Genomic DNA, 20,036 nt, shown 5'->3' on the forward strand with positions numbered 1-20,036 from the left:
GAACCCGCACGGGCACCTCGAGCGGTTCCGCGGCGCCCGGAGCGGCCCGACCGGCCGGGGCCGGCGGAGCGGGTTCGGGCAGGGGCTTGTTCAGCGGCGGCGGCGGAACTCCCTCGGCCGGTTTCGGGGTGCCGACCACGATCCAGTTGCCCGCCGGGTCCTGCACGAGGCGGGCGGTGTCGCGGGACGGGATCATGCCGAGTTCACGTGCCGCCTCGGCCAGCGCCGGAGCGGCCTGCGCTTCCAGCACATCACGCTCCAGCGCCTCCTTCTGCTGCAGCAGCGCCTGGTTGAGCTGGCGCGCGTTGCCGAGTCGGTAGGACCGTTCGGCGGCATCGGTGGACAGCCACAGCGTCACGCCCAGGCCCAGCCCGAGCGCCCCGATGACCAGCACCACGAACGGAACCCGGGAGACGAGCCGGCGGGGGTCGAGTTCGACGGCCGCGATCCGGACGAGGATCCGCTGCCGCAGGGGCGGACGAACCACCTTGGGAGCTTTGGCCTTGCGGGCTTTGGAGCGGGCCTTGGCCTGACTGGAGTTCTTGGGCCGCGCCGGCTTGTCGACCGGCCTGGGAGTCGGGGTGGACCGCGGCGCCGACCGCTGCGGGCGGCTGTCACGGGCGGTCTTACGCCCGCGCGGCTGGTTTTCCGTCGCCTCACGGGTGGGCCTGCGCCGGCCCCCGGCCTGCTTCTTCTTGTCCGCCTCGCGCGCTCGGACGGGACGCTGCTCGCGGGACCGGGCTGCGCCCGTCCCGGCGCGGGCGGGCCGCTTTTCCTTCATCGCTACTGTCCCCCAACTTTCTCGAGCGCACGCAGCCGCACCGGGGCGCTTCTCGGATTGCGTTCGATCTCCTCGGCGGACGCACGTTCGGCACCGCGGGTCAGTGTGCTGAATTCCGGCCCGTGGCCGGGCAATTCCACCGGCAGTCCGGGTGGAGTGCGCGACGCCGTCGCGGCGGCGAACTCGGTCTTGACGATCCGGTCCTCCAGGGACTGGTAGGCCATCACCGCGATCCGGCCACCGGGACGAAGCGCGGCCAGCGCGGCGGGCAGTGCCCGGCGCAGGGAATCCAGCTCGGCGTTGACCGCGATGCGCAGCGCCTGGAACGTGCGCTTGGCCGGGTGCCCGCCGGTACGGCGGGCCGGCGCCGGGATCGCCTGGTAGAGCAGTTCGACCAGTTCGGCGGTGGTTTCGAAGGGTGCGGTGGCGCGGCGCCGCACGACCTGGGCAGCGATCCTGCCGGCGAAACGTTCCTCGCCGTACTCTCGCAGAATTCGGGCCAGCTCCTTCTCGTCGTAGGTGTTGAGGATCACCGCGGCGGTCAACGGCGAGTCTGCGTCCATCCGCATGTCCAGCGGAGCGTCGGCCGAATAGGAGAAGCCTCGCTCGGGCCGGTCGAGCTGCATCGATGACACACCCAGGTCGAACAGCACGGCGGCCACGCCCGGCCCGACCGCACTGCCGAGCTCGGCGATCGCAGCGGCGATCTCGTCGTACCGGGCGCGCACCAGCGTGACCCGGTCGGCGAACGGCTCCAGGCGCGCACCCGCGATGCGCAGCGCGTCCGGGTCCCGGTCCAGACCGACCACCCGCAGGCCGGGGAACTGGGTGAGGAATCGCTCGGAATGGCCGCCGGCCCCGAGGGTGGCGTCGACCAGCGTCGCCCCGGATCCGTCGCCGCCGGAACGGGTGAGCGCCGGAGCCAGGAGTTCGACGCACCGGTCGAGCAGGACCGGGACATGAGGCTCGTCATCCACCATCGCAGCCGCCTGAAGGGTTGAGACGGCCCCTGCAGTGTGGTCCCTGTCCGAGTACGCGGACCTGACGTCGGGGAAGTACGTCAGGGCCGGTTCGGGCAGAGGCCACACTGCACGGGCCCGCGGGCCGGTGGCCAGGTCACAGAATGTCGCCGAGTGCTTCATCGCTGGCCGCGGAGAAGTTCTCTTCGTGCATCTCCTGGTAGTCGTTCCAGGACTGTGCGTCCCAGATCTCCAGGAACTCGATCGAACCCGTCACCACGCAGTCCTTGGTGAGGTTCGCGTAGCGCCGATGTTCGGACGAGAGCGTGATGCGGCCCTGAGAATCCGGGTACTGCTCGTCGGTGCTGGCGGCCAGGTTGCGCAGGTATGCGCGGGCCTGTGGGTTTCCGCGCTTCGCCTTGCCCGAGATCTCGGCGATCATCGCCTCGAACTCGGCCCGCGGATACACGGCCAGGCTGTGGTCCTGACTCTTGGTGACCATCAGACCTCCTGCCAGTGCGTCGCGGAACTTGGCGGGCAACGTCAGTCGCCCCTTGTCGTCGAGCTTTGGCGTGTAGGTGCCGAAGAACATCTCGCCACCTCGCAGACCTGCTGAAGCCTCGCTCTGAACGGAACCCCGGTCGCTCCGTTGTCCGCCACTTTACCCCACAATCCCCCACTTTGCGCCAAATACTTTCCCGAGTTTCGCATCGTCCCCCACCAACAGGCAATATTCGGCGCCATCGGACCGGACCAGCGACTCAGCGACCGCCCCCGAGAGCAGTCCGCTCAGCGAAAAGCCCAGCGTGGCGTCCCGGATGCAGCCCAGGTGGGGCCGGGTGGGGAACCCGGTGGGGACAGGTGGGGCCGGCGAGCACAAAAAAAGGGGCAGTCCTGGCGGACTGCCCCTATCTCGGGAACGGACTACTCGTCGAAACGCTTCCGGAACCGATCCTCCATCCGGCTGGTGAACGAACCGCCACCGCCGCCCTTGGACCGCTTCTGCCGCGGCGCTCCGGAGTTGTTGGCCGCCCCCTCACTCTTGGCTGCACCACCGCGCGGACCGGTGATCGCGAAGACGACCCCACCGAACATCACGATGAACCCCACCACCGAGAGGATTGGGAAGCTGCCGATCATGGTGGCCTTGAACGCGACACCGGACACCAGCATGGCCAGCCCGACCACGAACAACGCGCCGCCCTGCAGGCGGCGCTTGGTCGAGGGTGCGCGGAACGAGCCGCCCCGGACGCTGGACGCGAACTTGGGGTCCTCGGCATAGAGCGCGCTCTCGATCTGGTCGAGCATGCGCTGCTCATGATCGGAGAGTGGCATTCGTCCCTCCCTCTTGCCGTGGGGGCGTCTCAGTCGTCCGGAAAGTTCAGTGGTGCCCGCGCGGGCGGACACTTAACAATAATGATACGAGGTCGATCTGACCCGTACCACCTACTTCGTACCCCAGATTCTATGACCTACACCGCTGCTGAGACCCGGCGCCTCGCCCCGGATAATGGAGTGGTCACACATTCCACCGCCGGGAGGGGCCACTGACTTGGCGACGCGCCTGATCGATCTGTCGCCCGCAGACATGCAGCGCCGGCTCGGCGACGCGCTGGCGGTCTATGTCGACGCCATGCGTTACCCGCGCGGTACCGAGGACCAACGCGCCTCGATGTGGCTGGAACACACCCGAAGGCAGGGCTGGAAAGCCGTCGCCGTTGTCGAGGATGCAGCCGTTGTCGAGGACGCAGCAGTTGTCGACGACGCAGCGATCATCGATGCCCCGGCGACGCGAGGCACTGCGCCCGCGGCGATGCTCGGCATCGCGTACGGCTACTGCGGGGCCCCGGACCAGTGGTGGCAGCAACAGGTGGTGGCCGGCCTGCGCCGCAAGGGGGCCGATCACGACCACATCTCCGAGCTGATGACCAGCTATTTCGAGCTGACCGAGCTGCACATCCACCCGCGCGCGCAGGGCCGGGGTCTCGGCGAGGCCCTCATCCGCCGGCTCCTCGACGACCGCCCCGAACAGCACGTGCTGCTGTCGACCCCCGAGATCAACGGGGAGTCCAACCGCGCCTGGAAGCTCTACCGCCGCCTCGGGTTCACCGATGTCATCCGCGGCTACCACTTCGCCGGAGACCCACGCGCGTTCGCCATCCTGGGCCGCGCGCTGCCGCTGTAGCGCCAGCACCTCCGGTGCCACCACCGCCACGTTCGGCAACCCGCCGTTTCCGGTGTCTGGCACGATGACCTGGTGTCCACCGGTCGCCGTACCCGCACGCGCCTGCTCGCCCTGGTTCTCCTGCTGCTGGTGACGGCTCCGTCGCTGATCGGCTGTGTCCGGATCAGGACGTCGCTCACCGTCTCACCCGACGACCGGGTGTCGGGCCAGATCATCGCCGCGTCCAAGGCCACCGACGACGACGACCAGGGCCCGCAACTGCTCAACAACCTGCCGTTCTCCCAGAAGGTGGCGGTGTCGGAGTACAGCCGCGACGACTACGTCGGCTCCCAGGCGGTGTTCTCCGACCTGACCTTCTCCGAGCTGCCGCAGCTGGCCAGCATGAACTCCGATGCCGCCGGGGTGGACATCTCGCTGCGGCGGGCCGGTGATCTGGTGATCCTGGAGGGCCGCGCCGACCTGACCTCGCTCAGTGATCCCGACGCCGACGTGTCCCTGAGCGTGTCCTTCCCCGGCGAGGTGACGTCGACCAACGGCGACCAGATCTCGGCAGAGGTCGTCGAATGGAAGCTGCGCCCCGGCGTGGTGAGCACGATGAACGCCCAGGCCCGCTACACCGACCCCAGCGCCCGGTCGTTCACCGGCGCGGCGATCTGGCTCGGAGTGGCCTCGTTCGTGGTGGCCGGGATCATCGCCGGCCTGGCCTACGCCAACCGGGACCGCTCCCCGCGACCCGGCGAGCCGGCCGATCAGCCGCAGTAGCCCTAGGCGCGACACAACCGGGCCGGAGAATCTCCTGACTTGCTCCAATCCGAGTTGCAGGTTCTACTCTTGAGGCACTCGGGGGCGAAGTCACGACCAGAAGAAAGGGGCGTCGGCTGAGCGTGGATGCATCGGCACCGTCAGCCGTCGAGCTGGCCGCAGCCGTCACCGAACAGCTGCGGGAATATCTGGGCGAGCGTCGCCGCGACGCGGCCTACATCGGCGCGGACTACGCGGTTCTCACCGAGGCGGTCGAGGAGTTCGTGCTGCGCGGCGGCAAACGGCTGCGCCCCGCGTTCGCCTACTGGGGCTGGCGGGCGGTCGCCGGCTCCGAACCCGGGCCCGAGGTCCTGCGGCTGTTCTCGGCCCTGGAGTTGCTGCACGCCTGCGCGCTGGTGCACGACGACGTGATCGACGCCTCGGCGACCCGCCGCGGCCTGCCCACCGTGCACCGCATCTTCGCCGAACGCCACCGCGGCAGCGCATGGCACGGCTCCAGCGAGCAGTTCGGGCTCTCGGCGGCCATCCTGCTCGGCGACCTGGCCCTGGTGTGGGCGGATGACATCATCGCCGGCGCCGAGATCGACGCCGACGCCCATCGGCGCGTCCAGCGGGTGTGGGGCGCGATCCGCACCGAGGTGCTCGGCGGCCAGTACCTCGACATCGTCGCCGAGGCCAGCGGCGCCGAGTCGGTCGGATCGGCGCTGACGGTCAACATCTACAAGACCGCCTCCTACACGATCTCCCGACCCCTGCAGCTCGGTGCCGCCGCCGCAGCCGACTGCCCGGAGATCCTCGAAGCCTTCCACGAGCTGGGCACCAGCCTCGGGGTGGCGTTCCAGCTCCGCGACGACGTGCTGGGCGTGTTCGGTGACCCCGCCGTCACCGGCAAGCCCTCCGGAGACGATCTTCGGTCGGGCAAGCGCACCGTGCTGCTGGCCGAGGCCGTCGAACTGGCCGAGGACCGCGATCCGGTCGCCGCCAAGATGTTGCGCACCGCGGTCGGTACCGAACTGTCCGACGGCCAGGTCAAGGAGGTCTGCCAGATCATCGAATCGGTCGGGGCGCTGGCGGCCGTCGAGAACCGGATCGACACCCTCATGCGCCGTGCGCTCGACATCCTCGACACCGCCGCGATCGACGATCAGGCGAAAGCGGGCCTGGCCGATCTCGCCAGATTGGCCGCGAACCGGTCAGCGTAGGCGGATGACGACGCCCACCCCGGCCCGCACCCCGAGATCCGGTCTCGGCGATCGCTTCTCGCACATAGTGCGCACCCAACTCGGTCAGCTCAAGCAGTTCACCCTGTCCGCCCAGGCCCGGCCTGCCCTGCTGGGGGCCGCGGGCGCCGCGTTGATCACCGCCGGCGCCCTCGGCGCCGGCAGCACCCGGGTCAACGACCCGGTGCTGGAGTCGATCCACCTGTCGTGGCTGCGGTTCGGCCACGGGTTGGTGTTGTCGTCGGTGCTGCTCTGGAGCGGCGTCGCGCTGATGCTGCTGGCCTGGCTGTGGCTGGGCCGCCGGGTCGTCGACAGGTCGGCCACCCAGTACACGATGGTGGTCACCACCGGCTTCTGGCTGTTGCCACTGCTGCTCAGCGTGCCGGTCTTCAGCCGCGACACGTACTCCTACCTCGCCCAGGGCGCGCTGCTTCGCGACGGATTCGACCCGTATGCCGTCGGCCCGATCGACAACCCGAACTCGTTGCTGGACAACGTCAGCCCGATCTGGACGACGACTACCGCCCCCTACGGTCCCGCCTTCATCCTGGTGGCGAAGTTCGTCACCATGCTCGTCGGCGACGACGTCGTCGCGGGCACGATGCTGCTGCGGCTGTGCATGCTGCCCGGGTTGGTGCTGTTGATCTGGGCCGCCCCGCGGGTGGCCCGCCACGTCGGCGCCAACGGCGCCGCCGCGCTGTGGATCTGCGCGCTGAACCCGCTGGTGATCATTCACCTGATGGGCGGGGTGCACAACGAGATGCTCATGGTCGGGTTGATGATGGCCGGAATCGCCCTGTCGTTCAGCGGCCGCCACGCCTGGGGTGTCACCGTGATCGCGGTCGCGACGGCGGTCAAAGCGACCGCGGGGCTGGCCCTTCCGTTCATGGTGTGGGTCTGGATGCGCAGGCTGCGGGAGCGCCGGGGCTACGCGCCGGCCAAGGCGTTCGCCGCCGCCACCGCAGGCTCGGTGCTCATCTTCGGGGTGGTGTTCGCCGTCATCTCACTGGCCGCCGGCGTCGGGCTGGGCTGGCTGACCGCGCTGGCCGGTTCGGTGAAGATCATCAACTGGCTGACCATCCCCACCGCCGCGGCCAACATGATCAACTCGGTCGGCGGGTTGTTCGGGGCGGTGAACTTCTACGCCGTGCTGGAGACCACGCGCATCATCGGGATCGCAACCATCGCGCTGTCGGCCCCGGTGTTGTGGTGGCGGTTCCGCCACACCGACCGGGACGCGCTGATGGGTATCGCGCTTCTGATGGGCGTGGTGGTGCTCTTCGTGCCCGCGGCGCTGCCCTGGTACTACACCTGGCCGCTGGCCGTGGTCGCCGCGTTGGCGCAGTCCCGCGCGTCGATCGCGCTCATCGCCGGGCTGTCGACCTGGATCACCGTGATCTGGAAACCCGACGGGGCGCACGGAATGTATTCCTGGCCGCACGTGCTGCTGGCCACCGCCTGCGCGGTCGGAGCCTGGTACTGGCTCTACCGCGCACCCGAGCCGGCAGACACCTACGCGGGCAGCGGCCGGGCAGAGGTCAGTACGCCATCGCCTGAGCGCGGCGGACCACCTCACGGGCCTGATGCGAGTGCAGCGCATCGACCGGGCGAGCGTTAGCCTGCCGCTCGGTTGAACCGTCCCGGCTGATGGTCAGGGACGGGTCCGGGGTGAAGAGCCAGCGCACGATCTCGGTTTCCTCGTATCCGCCGTCGTGCAGCACCATCAGCAGACCCGGCAGGGTCTTGACGACATGTCCCCCGTCGAAGAACACCTTGGGCACCACGACCGAGCCGTCGCGGCGAACCGCGATCAGGTGGCCTTCGCGCAGCTGCTGCGCGACTTTGCTGACCGGGATGCCCAACAGGCGTGCCACTGCGGACAGCTCATAGACGTCCTCGTCGGGTTCCAGTACGTCTTCGGCAGTGGGAATGCTGCTCACCGCATCGAGTCTAAGTGCATCCGGGCTGCATGGGTGGTCGCTTCGGCGGGGACGGCGAGGTCGGCTCGTAACATGTGTGCGGTGAAGACCGAGCAGCAGTCGGACCCGCTGACCGGGACCGTGCTGGACGGCCGCTACCGGGTGGGCGCGTTGATCGCCACCGGTGGCATGTCCGGGGTCTACCGCGGACTCGACGAGCGGCTCGACCGGCCGGTGGCGTTGAAGATCATGGATTCGCGCTACGCCGGGGACTCGCACTTCCTGACCCGCTTTCAGCGGGAGGCCCGAGCGGTGGCCCGGCTGAACCACCCCGGGCTGGTGGCCGTCTACGACCAGGGACTCGACGGCCAGCACCCGTTCCTGGTGATGGAGCTCGTCGAGGGCGGCACCCTGCGGGAACTACTGCGCGAGCGCGGTCCGATGCCACCGCACGCGGTCACCGCGGTGCTGCGCCCGGTGCTCGGAGGTCTCGCGGTGGCCCACCGCGCCGGCCTGGTCCACCGCGACATCAAACCGGAGAACATTCTGATCAGCACCGACGGCGAGGTGAAGCTCGCCGATTTCGGCCTGGTGCGTGCGCTCGCCGACGCCAAGATCACCTCGACGAGCGTGATCCTGGGCACCGCGGCCTATCTGGCTCCCGAACAGGTCGCCACCGGCGACACCGATTCGCGCGGTGACGTCTACGCCATCGGCGTGCTGGTCTACGAGCTGCTCACCGGGGTCACGCCGTTCACCGGCGACACCGCGCTGGCGGTCGCCTATCAGCGGATGGACAACGACGTACCGCCCCCGAGTTCGGTGATCGGCGGGGTGCCAACACAATTCGACGAGTTGGTGGCGTGCGCGACGGCGCGTGATCCCGCACAGCGCTTCGCCGATGCCGGGGAGATGGGCGGCGAACTGGACGCGATCGCCGAAGACCTTCACCTGCCGCGGTTCCGGGTGCCGGCGCCACGGCACTCGGCCAATCAGGTCTCGGCGCAGACGCAGCAGGAACCGGTCGGCGACCCAGCCGTCGGCGCACCGGGCGGCCCGCCACCGCGCCAACACACTCGTGAGCTCAGCCGCGATGACTGGCCCGAGCGGGGTGCCGAGACCGGCGCCGAGGCTGCGCCGCGCCGCGAACAGTTCGCCGGCATCGCCCTCGACGAGTTCACCTGGGCACGCCAGCGTGCTCGCCGCGTGCTGGTCTTCTGGCTGTTGACCGTGCTGGTGCTGGCCGGTCTGGCCGCCGCGGGCGCCTGGACCCTGGGCACCAACCTGAGCGTGCTGATCGGCCGATGATTTAGTCGCGCAGCATCTCTGCGACCAGGAAGGCCAGCTCCAGCGACTGCTGGGTGTTCAACCGCGGGTCGCAGGCGGTCTCGTAGCGGCCCGCCAGATCGGTGTCGGAGATGTCCTGGGCGCCGCCGAGGCATTCGGTGACGTTCTCGCCGGTGATCTCGACGTGGATGCCGCCGGGATGGGTGCCCAGCGAATGGTGCACCTCGAAGAAGCCCTGCACCTCGTCGACGATGCGGTCGAAGTGGCGCGTCTTGTACCCGGTGGAGGACTCGTGGGTGTTGCCGTGCATCGGATCGCACTGCCAGATCACCTGATGCCCGGAGGCCTGCACCTTCTCGATGATCGGCGGGAGCACGTCGCGCACCTTCTGGTTGCCCATCCTGCTGACCAGCGTGAGCCGCCCCGGCTCGTTGTTGGGGTCGAGCCGTTCGACGTACTCGACCGCCAGCTCCGGCGACGTGCTCGGCCCGATCTTGATCCCGATCGGGTTGGCGATCACCTCGGCGAAGGCCACGTGCGCGCCGTCGAGCTGGCGGGTGCGCTCACCGATCCAGACGTAGTGCGCGGACAGGTCGTAGAGCTTGGGCCGGTGGTCCTCGGCTTCCGGGTCGCCGGTGTCCAGCCGCAGCATCGCGCGCTCGTAATCCAGCACCAGCGCCTCGTGGCTGGCGTAGATCTCGGCCGTCTGCAGGTTGCGGTTGTCGACCCCGCAGGCCGACATGAACGTCAGGGCACGATCGATCTCACCGGCCAGCGTCTCGTACCGGGCTCCGGCCGGCGAGGTCCGCACGAACTCCCGGTTCCAGTCGTGCACCGCGTGCAGCGAAGCCAGCCCCGACGAGGTCAGCGCACGCACCAGGTTCATCGCGGCGCTGGCGTTGGCGTAGGCGCGCACCAGCCGCGACGGGTCGTGCTGGCGCACCGCCGCGTCCGGGGCGAAACCGTTGACCATGTCGCCGCGGTAGGACTTCAGCCCGAGTGCATCGATGTCGGCCGAGCGCGGCTTGGCGTACTGGCCGGCGATGCGGGCCACCTTGACCACCGGCATGCTCGCGCCGTAGGTCAGCACCACCGCCATCTGCAGCAGGGTGCGGATGTTGGCGCGAATGTGGGGTTCGGTGTTGTCGACGAACGTCTCGGCGCAGTCACCGCCCTGCAGCAGGAAGGCCTTGCCCCGGGCGACGTCGGCCAGGTGCGACTTGAGCCGCTCGATCTCGGCGGGCACGGTCACCGGCGGCACGCTCTCGAGCACCGTGCGCATCGCCGAGGCCTGATCGGCGTCCCAGGTCGGCTGCTGCAGCGCGGGCTTGGCCAGCGCGGCGTCGAGGCGGTGCCGCAGCTCTTCGGGCAGCGGCGGAAGAGCAGGCAGCTGATCGATGGGTACGTCGACGGTCCAGTTCACCCGTCAATGGTAACTGCGGGTCAAAACCGCATTTCGGTTCCCGTCATCTGCCGGTAGCGGACGAGATTGTGCTTGGCGTCGACGAGTGCGTCGTGCGCGTCGCGGGGCCGCGGCGGCATCCGTGGGCAGCCGTGGTCCTCCCAGAACTGCCGCAGCTCGCGGGTGAACCGCGGAATCGCCGGCGGCAGGTCGGTCATCGGCCCCCACAGCTGGCACAACACCACGTGGTCATAGGCGCCCACCCATGCCCACAACTCGATCGGCTCGTCGCCGTCGATGCCGAAGAAGTCCTCCAGCTCCGAACGGATCTGCCGGCGCGAGCGCCACAGCGGCGAGGCCGGTGACGGCAGCTTGGGCAGCACGTGCTTGCGCACCCACATACCGGCCCGCTCGGGGTCGAATTCCGTTGAGATCGCGTAATACTCACGGCCGTCTTCGGCCGCCACACCGATCGAGATGAGCTCGATCGTCCGGCCGTTGTCGATGAACTCCGTGTCGTAGAAGTACCGCACGCTTCAGGCGACCTTCCGGTTGTCGGATTCGCGGTCCGGCGGCGCGGGGGCCGCATGGATCTCACGGTCGAGCTGTTCGTCGACCTTGGCATCGTCGGGGAACCTGGGCATCCCCGAGATGGCATCCTGCAGCCACAGCTTGGCCTGCACGACCGGCCGGCGCAACCAGCGCTCCCGCTCGAGGGCCCGGTGCATCTTGCGTGGCCGCTTGGTGTATCGCCACCGCGCCCACGGTGCGTGCGGGCGGGAGAGCCTGATCGCGCCAACCACCAGCAGCGGTGTGATGAACATCCCGACCAGCCCGGTCCACACCTTGCCCTTGAGCAGCACGATCACCGCCAGGAACAGGGTGAACAGCGCGGCGGCAACCACGGCGGTGCGGGCCTCCAGGGAGTCGTCGCTGCGCCAGATGTCGATGTCGAAGAACGACAGCGGGTTGAAACCCATGATCAACAGGCCGGCCACCGCGACGGCCACGAACACCGCGTCGACCGAGGCGCGGCCGTCCTCGGCCCAGTACACGTCCTCCAGATGCAGGATCAGCGCGAACTCGTCGAGGACCAGTGCCGCGCCCACCCCGAAGAAGATTGACGCCGCCGTGAACTCGGGTACTCCCCCGTCGACCGCCAGGGTCACCATCGCCACCCCGGAGACCAGGACCAGGACCACCCCGATCACGACGTGGTGGATGTGCAGCCCGCCGCCGGCGGAGATGTTGCGCGGCTGCCACCACCTGCGGGGTGCGTCGCTGTCTGCGTGGCGACGGATGTAACGGACGATCGTGCGGGTGACGAAGAAGGTCAGGATGAACGCCACCAGGCAGGCCACCAACGGCAACCGGGAATGCGGGATGCCGCCGGCAAAGCTCACATGGCCGCCAACGTCGAGGTCCAGGGTCGTGCGCACCGGAGAAAACTTACGCCGACCTGCGCGTGTCACGGCCGGGATACCCGTCGACGCGCCGACCGACCCCGATAGTCTGGTACCGAGATGACTACTTGGCGGTCGCCCGGCGGGGCTGGTTGGGTGCCCACGCTGGCGTGGCGGCTGTTTCAACTCCTGACCCTGGCGGCGCTGGCCTGGGCCGCCTGGCGGCTGCTGGCCGGCACGCCGTACCGCATCGACATCGACGTCTACCGGATGGGCGGCCAGGCCTGGCTGGACGGGCGCCCGCTCTACGCGAACAACGTGTTCTTCCGCACCGAGGTCGGCACCGACCTGCCGTTCACCTACCCGCCGCTGGCCGCGGTGGCGTTCGCGCCGTTCGCGCTGCTGCCCCTGAGCGGGGCGAGCCTGGCGATCACGGTGACGACGCTGATCCTGCTGCTGGTGTCGCTGGTGATCGTGCTGACCCGCCTCGACGTCTGGCCGACGACCCGCGTCACCACAGAGCCGGCGTGGGTCAGACGCTGCTGGCTGGCCGCGGCCATCACCGCGCCTGCGGTGATCTTCCTGGAACCCATCGACGCGAACTTCGACTTCGGCCAGATCAACGTCGTGCTGATGGCGCTGGTGATCGCCGACTGTGTGCCGCGCCGGACACCGTGGCCGCGCGGTCTGCTGCTCGGGGTGGCGATTGCGCTGAAACTGACCCCGGCGGTGTTCCTGCTCTACTTCCTGATGCGCCGCGACATCCGCGCGCTGCTGGTCTCGACCGGGTCGGCGGTGGCGGCGACACTCGCCGGTTTCGCGTTGGCCTGGCAGGACTCCTGGGACTACTGGACCCACACCGTCACCAACACCGACCGCATCGGTGCGGCCACGCTGAACACCAACCAGAACATCGCGGGCGCGCTGGCCAGGCTGGGGCTCGACGCCGACCTGCGTTTCGTGGTGTGGACGGCGTTGTGCTTCGCGGTGCTGGCGCTGACGGTGTGGGCTGCTCGGCGCGCGCTGCGCGCCGAGCAGCCGGTGCTCGCGCTGATCTGTGTGGCGATGTTCGGGCTGGCCGTGTCCCCGGTGTCCTGGTCGCACCACTGGGTGTGGGCGCTGCCCGCGGTGGTGGTGACGGCGGTGCTGGGACTGCGGCTGCGTCACCTCGGGCTGGCCGTGGTGTCGACGGCGGGTCTGGCGCTGATGGTGTGGTCGCCGATCTCACTGTTGCCCGAGCACCAGGAGACCGCGGCGTCGCTGTGGCGCCAGCTGGCCGGAATCTCGTATCTGTGGTGGGCGCTGGCGGTCATCGCCGTGGCGGGCACGGTTCCGGCCTGCGCGGCCGGCGCCCGGGACCGGGACCCGCAGACCGGCGACGCCGACACGGCCACCCCGGCGCCCGCGGTGCAGAGTTAGCCGGCGGCTGATTCAGGCAGCCGGTTCGGGGGGCTCACCGGCGCCTGTTCTTTTCCCTCTTTGACGTCTGCGGCGTAGAGATCGACGTATTCCTGGCCGGACAACCGCATCAACTCGTACATGACCTCGTCGATGACGGCGCGTTCGATGAATCGGTTTCCGGCCAGACCGTCGAACCGGGTGAAGTCCATCGGCGCACCGAGCTTGATCCGCACCCGGCCCATCCGCAGTCCCTTGCCGGGCGGGTTGACGACGTCGGTACCGATCATCGCCACCGGAATCACCGGGACCCCGGTGGTCAGCGCCAACCGCGCCAGCCCGGTCTTGCCCTTGTAGAGCTTTCCGTCTGGCGAACGGGTGCCCTCGGGATACATCCCGAGCAGCTTGCCCTCGCCGAGGATGCGCTCGGCGGTGGTCAGCGCCGCCTGCGCGGAGTCGGCGTCGGTGCGGTCGATCGGCACCTGCCCCACCGCGGTGTAGAACCACGCCAGGAAACGGCCCTTGACCCCGGTCCCGGTGAAGTATTCAGACTTGGCCAGGAAGGTGATGCGACGACGGACCATCAGCGGCAGGTAGAAGCTGTCCATCACCGCGAGGTGATTGCTGGCCAGAATCACCGGCCCGGAGTTCGGAATGTGCTCCAGCCCGTCGATTTTGGGGCGGGCGATCAACGCCAGCAGCGGACCCAGTAGGACGTACTTGAACAGCCAGTACCACATGGACCCTCCCCGTCAGCCGTGCTCTGCGATAACTGTACCCACGCGCTGTGCCTGCGACCACAACTGCGTCTCACTCCTCCACGGTTACCGGGATGTGCTGATACCGGCCCGGCGCCGGAGGCTGCGAGGGTCCGGGTGGCCCACCCGGACCATCCGGGCCGTCGGGGTCCGGCGGTGCCGGGTCCTCGGGCGGGCCGCCGGAGTCCGGCGGCGGTACCGGCCCGGTGTCGATGCCGTCGACGAGCGCCTTGACCACGGTCAGCAGCGCCACCGAGTGTTCGGCGACCACGTCGAGCAGCGGGTGCTGTTCACCGGACACCAGCGCGGCCAACGCGCACACCGGGCACCACACCTGCTGGCACTTGCCGGTGTTCCCGGCGCTCTGCGCCCGGGCCGCGGCCATCCGCACCGCCGGGTCGAGCCGGTCCAGGATCGACTGAGCCAGCGCGCGCAACTCCGCGTGGGAATCACTGCCGCTCACGCCGGCCACACCTCCGGATTCGGTCGGAAACGAACGGTCAACTCGCTGCCGCGCAGTTGGGCGTCGAGCACGCTGCATCGCCGCAGCACCGACGCCAGTCGAACGCGACGCCGCAGTCCGCCGACGCCGATGATCAGATCGTCACCGACCCTACCCAACGACAGCGACGACGACTCGACCTGTGGGAGCTCGAGGCGCAGCCGGTAGACCGCGTCCACCCCGCTGCCGGATTCGCGATCGACCACCGGCCGCAGCGGCCCGGGCGGCGGCGCGCCGTCGCGCGAGCGGGCCGAGTCGAGCAGCTCGCCCAGCGCCTTGGCGCCGATGGGTTCTCCGGCCAGGTGCGGCACCAGCACCAGCGCGACGTCCCCGATGACGCGATCGAGTTCTCCGAGCACCGCCTGCTGCTCGGAGATCCGCTCGGCATACCAGTCGAATGCCGGGTGCTCGGGAAGATTGCGGTATTCGAAGGAATCGTCCTGCACCAGTATCTGGTTGACGATCAGCTCGGCGACCGGCACCCCCATCAGCGCCAGTGAGCCCAGCGTGCGGGTCGCCTCGGCGGCCACCACCCGCTCGGCGGTCATCACCAGATGCGCGCTGACCCGCAATTCGTCGGTGAGCAGGGCACCCAGATCGTCGGTGCCCGCCGCGATCCGCTCGAGCAGGTCCACCACCGCCGCCGACCGGGCGTCCTCGACCCCGGCCAGCCGGCGGTGCCTGGGCCAGGCCCGCTCCAGGTACAACCCGAACGTCGCGGGCAAGGTGAGCATCCGCATCGCGTCGGCGGTCGAGGCACAGTCGACGACGACCAGATCCCATTGCCCCGAGTCGGCGAGCTCACCGACCTCGTGCAGACCGAGCACTTCCTGCACCCCGGGAAGGGCCGAAAGCTCTTCTGGTGCAATCTCTCCCAGGTCGGAGTCGGGAAATCTGGCCGAGAGCAGGCCGGCGACCTGGCGCCACCGGGCGCCGAGCAGGGCCAGCGTGTCCAGCGCAAGCGCGTCCAGGCAGCCGCCGCCGGAGTCCGCGAGATCGGCCAGTACCCGGGTGGGTTCACGCAGGCCAGTCGGGACGACGGCGACCCCGAGCACGTCGCCGATCGAGTGGGCCTGGTCGGTGGACACCAGCAGCACCCGCATGCCGGCGCGCGCCGCACGCACCGCCGTGGCGGTGGCCAGCGTCGACTTCCCGACACCGCCCTTGCCGACGAACAGGCTGATCCGGGTCGCCCCGGACGCCCACGCCGGGTCGGCGGGGTCCCTGCTCTCAGTCAGCCTCGGCTCGTTTCTTCAGATCCTTCAACGCGGAATCAGTGAGCCTGCGCTCCGCCTTGCGCTTGAGCAGCCCGATCATCGGGATGATCAGGTCCACCGACAATTCATAGGTGACGTCCGTGCCAGATCCCTTCGGCGCCAACCGATATGCACCCTCGAGAGATCTCAGCAGGGTGCTCGACACCAGCGACCAGGTGACCGAGTTGCGATCCTCGGGCCACTCGTAGGCCAGCACCATGCTGTCCTTGAGGACCGCGGCGTCCAGCACCAGCCTGGCCACCTTCGGGTAACCGGCTTCGTCGGATTCGAGAATCTCGGTCTCCTGGTACTCGGCCACCCAGTCCGGGTAGGAGCCGATATCGGCGATGACGTCCATCACCGTCGAAGGGTCCGCATCGATGTAGATGGTCTGCGCCGTCTTGTCCGCCACTGAACTCTTCCCAAGTCATTGAAGCCAGGTTTGGCCGCTGCCAGAAATCTACTCTGCCGAGGATGTCGGGCTGCCGCACTTCACGCCAGTCGTGACACCCCCACCGGGCGGCCGGCCTCCAGCCGGGCCTTGATCTCGAACGCCATGTCCTTACCGGCCACCCGGCGCCGGTGGTTCATCTTCGCGAGGTCCATCTTGGCAAGCTCCCAGGCCGCGGCCCCGGAGGGCTCGGCATGCAGGAAATAGTGCAGCAACACCCCGTCTGGACCACTGTGCATCTTCTCCAGCCACACTTCCATGGTTCCGGTCAGCGCGCCGGTGACCGTCCAGCGCTGGCCGACGTCGCCCCGGTCCTCGACGACTGTCAACCGCAGATCGGGCCACCACCGCAACCAGCTCGCCCGGTCGGCGACGGCCTCTCCGACCGCGGCGGGTTCGGCCGCGATGAAGGTCTCGTCGGCGATCTGGATGCTGTTCATGACAGACAAGCTTCACACATGTGGGCACATCGACCCTAGTGGCCCGACGGCGCCGACTACGCTGGATGCGGCGGCACCGCCGCCTCAGAGTGACGAGAGGCCTATACCGTGCGCGAGTACAGCGTTCCCGCATCATTCACCGTCGGCGAGCACGACAACATCGTCAGCTCTGTCTACGCCCATGAGCGCGACGATCCCGACCATGTCATCTTCCAGCGCCTCATGAACGGCAGTTGGGTGGACGTGACCAGCCGGCAGGCCGCCGAGCAGATCCGTTCAGCAGCAAAAGGTCTGATCGCGGCGGGCGTCGGCCCCGGCGACCGGGTGGCCATCCTGTCGGCGACCCGCTACGAATGGCCGATCCTCGACTTCGCGATCCTGTCCGTCGGCGCGGTGACGGTGCCGATCTATGAGACCAGCTCCGCCGAGCAGGTGCAGTTCGTGCTCTCGGACTCCGGCGCGGTGGTGGCCTTCGCCGAGACCGACGCGCACGTGACCCGCATTGAGCAGCAGCGCGACAAGCTTCCCGGCCTGCGCACCGTGTACTGCATCGAAGGCCAGGGCCCGGCCGCCCTCGATGCGCTGGCCGAGGCCGGCGGGTCGGTCGACGACGCGGCTCTCACCGAGCGGCTGGACGGCATCAGGTCCGCCGATCCGGCCACCCTGATCTACACCTCGGGTACCACCGGGCGCCCCAAGGGCTGCCAGTTGTCGCATTCGAACCTGCTCTACGAGATCCGCGGGGCCAAGGCCTGCTTCCCGGACCACCTGGCCAAGGGCGAGAAGCTGCTGATCTTCCTGCCGCTGGCGCACGTGCTCGCCCGCGCACTGACCATCGGCGCCTTCGCCAACGGGGTGACGCTCGGCTTCACCAGCGACATCAAGAATCTGGTGCCGATGCTGGCGGTGTTCAAGCCGACCCTGGTGGTCTCGGTGCCCCGGGTGTTCGAGAAGGTGTACAACACCGCCGAACTCAACGCCGAGAACGACGGCAAGGGCAAGGTCTTCACGATCGCCGCGGAGACCGCGATCGAGTGGAGCAAGGCCCAGGACGACCGCAACGGCCCCGGTCTGCTGCTGCGGCTCAAGCATGCGGTGTTCGACAAGCTCGTCTACACCAAGCTGCGCGCCGCGCTGGGCGGGCAGTGCCGCGCGGCGATCTCCGGCGGCGCCCCGCTGGGCGCCCGGCTCGGCCACTTCTACCGCGGGGTCGGACTGTCCATCTACGAGGGCTACGGCCTCACCGAGACCAGTGCGGCAATCACCGTCAACCGGGTCGGCGAGCTGCGGGTGGGATCGGTGGGCAAACTGCTGCCCGGAAACAGCATGCACCTGGGCGACGACGGCGAACTGCTGGTCAAGGGCGGGGTCGTGTTCGGCGGGTACTGGGGCAACGAAGAAGAGACCAAGGCGGTGTTCACCGACGGCTGGTTCCACACCGGCGACCTCGGCTCGGTCGACGAGGACGGCTTCCTGACCATCGTGGGCCGCAAGAAGGAGATCATCGTGACCGCCGGCGGCAAGAACGTCGCCCCGGCGTTGCTCGAGGACCGGTTGCGGGCCCACCCGTTGATCAGCCAGGCCATGTGCGTGGGTGACGCGCAGCCCTACATCGCAGCGCTGATCACCGTCGACCCGGAGGCGTTCCCCGGCTGGAAGCAACGCCACCACAAGGACGACGGCGCCTCGGTGGCCGACTTGGCCGAGGACCCCGATCTGAAGGCGGAGATCGAGCTGGCGGTCAAGGACGCCAACGAGGCCGTGTCCAAGGCCGAGCAGATCCGCAAGTTCCGGGTACTGCCGGTCGACTTCACCGAGGACACCGGTGAGCTGACGCCGACGCTGAAGGTCAAGCGAAAGGTCGTGGCCGAGAAGTTCGCCGCCGACATCGACGCGCTCTACACCAAGGGCTGACTAGAGCAGCCCGGACAGCCGGGCGGCCTGGTTGCGCCACTGCCAGTTCTCGACGGCCCACCGGCGTCCCGCTGCGCCCATCGCCGCGGCACGGCGGGGGTCGGCCAGCAGATCGCCGACCGCAGCGGCGATGGCCCCGACGTCCCAGCCGTCGACCACCGAGCCGGTTTCACCGTCGACCACCGTCTCCGGAGCCCCACCGGACCGGCCGGCCACCACGGGCACCCCCGAGGAGGAGGCCTCCAGGTAGACGATGCCCAGGCCTTCGACATCGAGCCCGGCTCCGCGGGTGCGGCACGGCATGGCGAACACATCGGCCATGGCGTGATGGGCAGGCAACTCCTCGGCGGGCACACCACCGGTGAACACCACCTGATCAGCCACCCCGAAGGAGTCCGCCAGCCGGGTCAGCGAGGTGCGGTAGGGCCCATTGCCGACGATCACCAGCGCGGCACCGGGAACGCGGTCCCGGATCGCCGGCAGCGCGCGGATCAGCATGTCCTGGCCCTTGCGGGGCACCAGCCGAGACAGGCAGACCACCACCGGCCGCCCGCCCAGCCGATAGCGGGCGCGTAGTTCCGCGCGGGCGACCTCATCGGGGACGAAGCGGTCGGTGTCCACGCCGGGCGGGAGGTGCTCCAGCGCGGCACGCGCGCCGAATGCCGAGGCGAACCGCCGGCGGGTGTAACCGCTGATGTAGGTGACCACGTCGGTGTCCTCACCGATGCGGCGCAGCGCCGAGCGGGCCACCGGAAGCATCGACCAGCCCACTTCGTGGCCGTGGGTGCTCGCGATCACCCGCCGCGCCCCGGCCGAGCGGGCCAGCGGCGACATCAGCGCCAGCGGCGCGGCGGCGCCGAACCACACCGTGTCGACGTCGCGCTCGACGATGAGGCGCCGCATCCGTGCGGCCACCGTCGGCTCGGGCAGCATCAGGCTGCCCGGGTGCCGCACAACCTGGTAGCCCTCGGCCGCAGCGCCCGCGTCGTAGTCGGCGGCACCCTTCCACTTCGGCGCGTACACGGTGACGGTATGTCCGCCCGGACCGTCCACCAGGTGCTTGACCAAGGCCTCCAGGTAGGACTGGATGCCGCCGCGGCGCGGCGGAAAGTCGTTGGTGACGAGCAGGACGCGGCTCATCGCCGCCGGATCAGGTCGGTTGCCATCGCCGCCAGCCGGAAAGCACTTCGGTGAGTTCGGCGCCGAGCGCACCCTCGGCCGCGGACGCGACGTCGCCGTGACCGTGTCCGCCGGCCGCCAGGTAGAACCGGCGCAGGGCGGACACGCCGTAGGTCTCGGCGAGATAGGACGCGAACGACCATGCCCGGTCGTAGGCCGCCGAGCGCTGCGGCCCGGCGGTACCCAACTCCGCGGCGGTCGGCAGCGTCGCGTCCGGGCC

Annotated in this window: 21 protein-coding genes and 1 pseudogene; 7 read left to right on the forward strand and 15 right to left on the reverse strand. The window is 69.3% G+C overall.

The genetic code is table 11. The features are described 5' to 3' along the window. The 4 genes from ftsL to ACXAID_RS19590 form a co-directional block, all read right to left on the reverse strand. Positions 1 to 781 (reverse strand): cell division protein FtsL (gene ftsL / locus ACXAID_RS19575; protein ID WP_475023871.1); only part of this gene is annotated, 781 nt, incomplete at its 3' end. A 2-nt stretch (positions 782 to 783) separates the two neighbouring features. After that, positions 784 to 1,923 (reverse strand): 16S rRNA (cytosine(1402)-N(4))-methyltransferase RsmH, encoded by a 1,140-nt coding sequence (rsmH, locus tag ACXAID_RS19580; protein WP_475023872.1) that lies wholly within the window; start codon positions 1,921 to 1,923, stop codon positions 784 to 786. After that, entirely contained in the window at positions 1,898 to 2,332 is a 435-nt protein-coding gene (locus ACXAID_RS19585) for a division/cell wall cluster transcriptional repressor MraZ (RefSeq protein ID WP_475023873.1), read from the reverse strand. The genes rsmH and ACXAID_RS19585 overlap by 26 nt, the downstream gene beginning before the upstream one ends. Positions 2,333 to 2,664: 332 nt before the next feature. After that, a complete protein-coding gene (locus ACXAID_RS19590; protein ID WP_475023874.1) occupies positions 2,665 to 3,075 on the reverse strand; it encodes a DUF3040 domain-containing protein in 411 nt (136 codons plus the stop codon). A 217-nt stretch (positions 3,076 to 3,292) separates the two neighbouring features. Between ACXAID_RS19590 and ACXAID_RS19595 the strand changes: the two genes are divergently transcribed. The 4 genes from ACXAID_RS19595 to ACXAID_RS19610 all read left to right on the forward strand — a co-directional run bounded on the left by ACXAID_RS19595 (position 3,293) and on the right by ACXAID_RS19610 (position 7,525). Beyond that, on the forward strand, positions 3,293 to 3,925 hold the full coding sequence (locus ACXAID_RS19595; protein WP_475023875.1) for a GNAT family N-acetyltransferase: 633 nt from the start codon (positions 3,293 to 3,295) through the stop codon (positions 3,923 to 3,925). A gap of 72 nt (positions 3,926 to 3,997) precedes the next feature. Next, a complete protein-coding gene (locus ACXAID_RS19600) occupies positions 3,998 to 4,687 on the forward strand; it encodes an LppM family (lipo)protein (protein WP_475023876.1) in 690 nt (229 codons plus the stop codon). Positions 4,688 to 4,809: 122 nt separating this feature from the next. After that, positions 4,810 to 5,889, forward strand: coding sequence for a bifunctional (2E,6E)-farnesyl/geranyl diphosphate synthase (idsA2, locus tag ACXAID_RS19605; RefSeq protein ID WP_475023877.1), 1,080 nt, complete (start codon positions 4,810 to 4,812; stop codon positions 5,887 to 5,889). 4 nt (positions 5,890 to 5,893) lie between these two features. Next, positions 5,894 to 7,525, forward strand: coding sequence for an alpha-(1->6)-mannopyranosyltransferase A (locus tag ACXAID_RS19610; protein WP_475023878.1), 1,632 nt, complete (start codon positions 5,894 to 5,896; stop codon positions 7,523 to 7,525). On the opposite strand, the gene ACXAID_RS19615 is transcribed toward ACXAID_RS19610, so the two are convergent. Further along, on the reverse strand, positions 7,446 to 7,847 hold the full coding sequence (locus ACXAID_RS19615; protein WP_475023879.1) for an Rv2175c family DNA-binding protein: 402 nt from the start codon (positions 7,845 to 7,847) through the stop codon (positions 7,446 to 7,448). The two genes, ACXAID_RS19610 and ACXAID_RS19615, sit on opposite strands and share 80 nt — an antisense overlap. 72 nt (positions 7,848 to 7,919) lie before the next feature. On the opposite strand from ACXAID_RS19615, the gene ACXAID_RS19620 reads away from it, so the two are divergent. Beyond that, entirely contained in the window at positions 7,920 to 9,134 is a 1,215-nt protein-coding gene (locus ACXAID_RS19620) for a protein kinase domain-containing protein (RefSeq protein ID WP_475023880.1), read from the forward strand. Position 9,135: 1 nt separating this feature from the next. Here the strand turns inward: ACXAID_RS19620 and ACXAID_RS19625 are convergent, their stop codons facing one another. Genes ACXAID_RS19625 through ACXAID_RS19635 form a run of 3 tightly spaced genes read right to left on the reverse strand, consistent with a single transcriptional unit; the run spans position 9,136 to position 11,954 of the window. Continuing rightward, on the reverse strand, positions 9,136 to 10,536 hold the full coding sequence (locus ACXAID_RS19625; protein WP_475023881.1) for a class II 3-deoxy-7-phosphoheptulonate synthase: 1,401 nt from the start codon (positions 10,534 to 10,536) through the stop codon (positions 9,136 to 9,138). Positions 10,537 to 10,556: 20 nt separating this feature from the next. Further along, positions 10,557 to 11,048, reverse strand: coding sequence for a polyadenylate-specific 3'-exoribonuclease AS (locus ACXAID_RS19630; RefSeq protein WP_475023882.1), 492 nt, complete (start codon positions 11,046 to 11,048; stop codon positions 10,557 to 10,559). Positions 11,049 to 11,051: 3 nt separating this feature from the next. After that, positions 11,052 to 11,954 carry a hypothetical protein gene (locus tag ACXAID_RS19635; RefSeq protein WP_475023883.1) on the reverse strand — a complete coding sequence of 301 codons (903 nt, stop codon included), beginning with the start codon at positions 11,952 to 11,954 and terminating at the stop codon, positions 11,052 to 11,054. Positions 11,955 to 12,038: 84 nt separating this feature from the next. On the opposite strand from ACXAID_RS19635, the gene ACXAID_RS19640 reads away from it, so the two are divergent. Next, positions 12,039 to 13,337: a glycosyltransferase 87 family protein gene (locus ACXAID_RS19640; protein WP_475023884.1), complete on the forward strand. Its 1,299-nt coding sequence runs from the start codon at positions 12,039 to 12,041 to the stop codon at positions 13,335 to 13,337. Here ACXAID_RS19640 and ACXAID_RS19645 read toward each other — a convergent pair. The 5 genes from ACXAID_RS19645 to ACXAID_RS19665 form a co-directional block, all read right to left on the reverse strand. After that, positions 13,334 to 14,056, reverse strand: coding sequence for a lysophospholipid acyltransferase family protein (locus ACXAID_RS19645; protein ID WP_475023885.1), 723 nt, complete (start codon positions 14,054 to 14,056; stop codon positions 13,334 to 13,336). The genes ACXAID_RS19640 and ACXAID_RS19645 overlap by 4 nt on opposite strands. A gap of 70 nt (positions 14,057 to 14,126) precedes the next feature. After that, the gene (locus ACXAID_RS19650) at positions 14,127 to 14,546 is read right to left on the reverse strand and encodes a hypothetical protein (protein WP_475023886.1); all 420 of its coding nucleotides are present in this window, start codon (positions 14,544 to 14,546) and stop codon (positions 14,127 to 14,129) included. Then, positions 14,534 to 15,814: an ArsA family ATPase gene (locus ACXAID_RS19655; protein ID WP_475023891.1), complete on the reverse strand. Its 1,281-nt coding sequence runs from the start codon at positions 15,812 to 15,814 to the stop codon at positions 14,534 to 14,536. Before ACXAID_RS19655 ends, ACXAID_RS19650 begins: the two co-directional genes overlap by 13 nt. Continuing rightward, on the reverse strand, positions 15,807 to 16,244 hold the full coding sequence (locus ACXAID_RS19660) for an SRPBCC family protein (protein ID WP_475023887.1): 438 nt from the start codon (positions 16,242 to 16,244) through the stop codon (positions 15,807 to 15,809). Before ACXAID_RS19660 ends, ACXAID_RS19655 begins: the two co-directional genes overlap by 8 nt. Before the next feature lie 80 nt (positions 16,245 to 16,324). After that, the gene (locus ACXAID_RS19665) at positions 16,325 to 16,723 is read right to left on the reverse strand and encodes a polyketide cyclase / dehydrase and lipid transport (protein ID WP_475023888.1); all 399 of its coding nucleotides are present in this window, start codon (positions 16,721 to 16,723) and stop codon (positions 16,325 to 16,327) included. Between the two features lie 108 nt (positions 16,724 to 16,831). Between ACXAID_RS19665 and ACXAID_RS19670 the strand changes: the two genes are divergently transcribed. Then, entirely contained in the window at positions 16,832 to 18,637 is a 1,806-nt protein-coding gene (locus tag ACXAID_RS19670) for an AMP-dependent synthetase/ligase (RefSeq protein ID WP_475023889.1), read from the forward strand. Here ACXAID_RS19670 and ACXAID_RS19675 read toward each other — a convergent pair whose 3' ends face one another. Continuing rightward, on the reverse strand, positions 18,638 to 19,777 hold the full coding sequence (locus ACXAID_RS19675) for a glycosyltransferase family 4 protein (protein ID WP_475023890.1): 1,140 nt from the start codon (positions 19,775 to 19,777) through the stop codon (positions 18,638 to 18,640). It lies immediately after the preceding gene. Positions 19,778 to 19,787: 10 nt separating this feature from the next. Continuing rightward, positions 19,788 to 20,036 (reverse strand): annotated as a pseudogene (locus ACXAID_RS19680) (peptidase); the annotation flags it as partial.

It is taken from the genome of Mycobacterium sp. ABE4_509 (genome assembly GCF_056160785.1).